The organism is Fundidesulfovibrio sp. (assembly GCF_058402725.1).
In genome coordinates this window covers 1-2655 of record NZ_JBZVFJ010000268.1, presented here as the reverse complement: position 1 = coordinate 2655, position 2655 = coordinate 1, and the positions used below count along the sequence as shown (strand labels likewise).

The 2655-nt window shown below is 66.0% G+C and carries 2 protein-coding genes and 1 tRNA gene; 1 reads left to right on the top strand and 2 read right to left on the bottom strand.

Features of this window, described 5'->3' with window-relative positions; all coding sequences use genetic code 11:
• Both ACV4UX_RS18515 and ACV4UX_RS18510 read right to left on the bottom strand, forming a co-directional pair.
• Positions 1 to 1180: GGDEF domain-containing response regulator (locus tag ACV4UX_RS18515; RefSeq protein WP_491594755.1), on the bottom strand; the 1180-nt coding region annotated here is incomplete at its 3' end.
• Positions 1181 to 1508: 328 nt separating this feature from the next.
• Positions 1509 to 1584 (bottom strand) — tRNA-His (locus ACV4UX_RS18510).
• 153 nt (positions 1585 to 1737) lie between these two features.
• Here ACV4UX_RS18510 and ACV4UX_RS18505 point away from each other — a divergent pair.
• A partial coding sequence (locus ACV4UX_RS18505; protein WP_491594754.1) for a UDP-N-acetylglucosamine 1-carboxyvinyltransferase occupies positions 1738 to 2655 on the top strand: 918 nt, incomplete at its 3' end.

Below are 2655 nucleotides of genomic sequence, written 5' to 3'. Positions count from 1 at the left end.
GCATCTCCTCGAAACCGGCCCAGGTTCCCACGGCGACCCCGACGCTCACGGAGAAAGGGATATCCCGTCCGCCGTGGAGCGCTGGCTTCTCGGCCACTTCCCGCCGGAACGCATCGAAGATCTCGTACGCTTTCGCTGGGTCCATGTTCACTGAGAGCACACAGAACTCCTCGCCGCCGATCCGCGCCAGGATGTCGGTTTCCCGGAACCGCTCCTTGAGGACAGAGGCGAAATGCCGGAGCACGGCGTCTCCCGCGTCGTGCCCGAACGTGTCGTTGATCCTCTTGAAATGGTCCAGGTCCATCATGGCGGCGGTCAGGTGCAGGTGTCCGCGCCGCTGGCTGGCGAAGAGCTTCTCGCCCGTCTCGAAGAGGTGCTTGCGGTTGGACAGGCCCGTCAGGAAATCCCTGTTCGCCATCTCGCGGATATCCTCGAACATGTTGAGCATGTCCACGTTCTGAGCGATGCGGCAGTAGAACTCCTCGGCCTGGAAGGGCTTGTGTATGAAGTCGTTGGCCCCGCTTTTGAGAAACGACACGGAGGTGTTCATGTCCCCTTCGGCCGAGACGCCGATGATCGCGGCGTCCTCGAAGCCCAACCGTTCCCGCAGGGAGTTGGTCAACTCGGCGCCGTTCATGTCGGGCATGAAGTAGTCGATGACGGCCAGTCGGATGTCCGCTTCCTTGTCCAACAGCTTCAGCGCCTGCGCGCCCCCTCCGGCTTCGAACACCAGGTATCCGTGCGCTTCCAGGAGGCGCCGCGCCGCTGCCCGGGCCAGGGCGGAATCGTCCACGACCAGCGCCTTGAGGCCGTTGTTGCGCAGGAGGCGCTTGAGCAGCCTCGTCACGTAGCGCAGGTTGTGCGCGCCTTCCTTGCGCACGTAGTCCACGATGCCTCTGGACCACATCCGGCCGCGCAATTCCTCGGAAAGCTCCCCGGTGAAGACGATGGAGGGGATGCCGTGCGCAAGCACGATATCCACCACCTCCCCCTCCTGGGCGTCGGGCAGGTTCAGGTCCAGGAATGCGGCCGCGAAGGATTCGGGGGCCTCCGCCAGGGCGGCCTTGCATTCGGCGAGGGTCTTGGCCCAGACGCAGCCGATGCCGGTCTCCTTTTCCACCAGGCGGCGCAAAAGCGAACCGAAGGTCTTGCTGTCGTCCACGACGAGAATCGATGCCATGCCATGGCCCTCCTTGAGGCGGTTGCTTCGGAGCATTCCGACGGGACTGCGCCTGCCTGAACGAGCACACGGCACGGGCTGCACACTGCGGTGCAGTCTCCCGGCCATTATACATGCACGCGCAGTAACGTAAAGGGTCCTTCAAGGGCTGGTGTTCTGCGTCGGGAAAGTTCGGTGAGCGGAGGATGCGCAAGCCGTAAAAGCATGTCCAGAATGATAAGGAAGAGCATGGATGGAATGTTGAAGACGAATAATGCCCGCGAAGAAGGCGTGTTCCGCTTCGCAAATAAAAATCCCGGAAGCCGAAGCTTCCGGGATGCATGTGCGATGGGGTGGCTGATGGGACTTGAACCCACGGCCCTCAGGGCCACAACCTGATGCTCTGCCAACTGAGCTACAGCCACCGTCGGACGCATGCATCTACATGGCCCGGGGCGCGCGGTCAAGCTCTTTTTGGCTCACGCGCGCGGCGCATCACGCCTTGAGCCGCCGCCCGCTTCGGGTTAGGAGGGGCCGACGCCCGGGGCCTCCGGCCGGGGCGCACCACGAGGCACACCATGGACAAGCTCATCATCGAAGGCGGCCTGCCCCTGCGCGGGGCCGTGAGGATCTCCGGCTCCAAGAACGCGGCCCTGCCCATCCTGCTGGCCGCGCCCCTGCTGGATTCGCCCGTCACCTACCGCAACGTCCCCAACCTGCGCGACATCCACACCACCTTCAAGCTCCTGAAGATCCTCGGCCTCGAGACCGAGTTCGATCCGGCCTCCGCCACCGCCCGCGTGAGCCCCGCGGCAACGCTCAATCCCGAGGCCCCCTACGACCTGGTGAAGACCATGCGCGCCTCCGTGCTCTGCCTGGGGCCGCTCCTGGCCCGCCTGGGCGAGGCCCGCGTGGCCCTGCCCGGCGGCTGCGCCATCGGGGCCAGGCCCGTGAACCTGCACCTCACCGCCCTGGAGAAGATGGGCGCGCGCTTCGACCTGGACTCGGGCTACATCGCCGGCAAGACCAGCGGACTGCGCGGGGCCAAGATCGTCTTCGACCAAGTCACCGTGGGCGGCACAGAGAACCTGATCATGGCCGCGTGCCTCGCCCAGGGGGAGACCATCCTCGAAAACGCCGCGCGCGAGCCCGAGGTGGCGGACCTGGCCAACTTCCTCAACGCCTGCGGGGCGAAGATCACCGGCCACGGCACCCCCGTGGTGCGCATAGAGGGCGTCACCTCGCTCTCCGGGCCGGACTACCCCATCATGGGCGACCGCATCGAGGCGGGCACCTACCTGGTGGCCTCGGCCATCACCGGCGGCGACATCCTCCTGGAGAACTGCCCCTGCGAGGCCCTGGACGCCGTGTTCAGCAAGCTGCGCGAGATGGGCGTGGTGATCGACGAGACCCCCGGAGGCCTGCGCGTGCGCCCCGGCGGCGAACTGGCCTGCGCCGACGTGACCACGCTGCCCTATCCCGGCTTCCCCACCGAC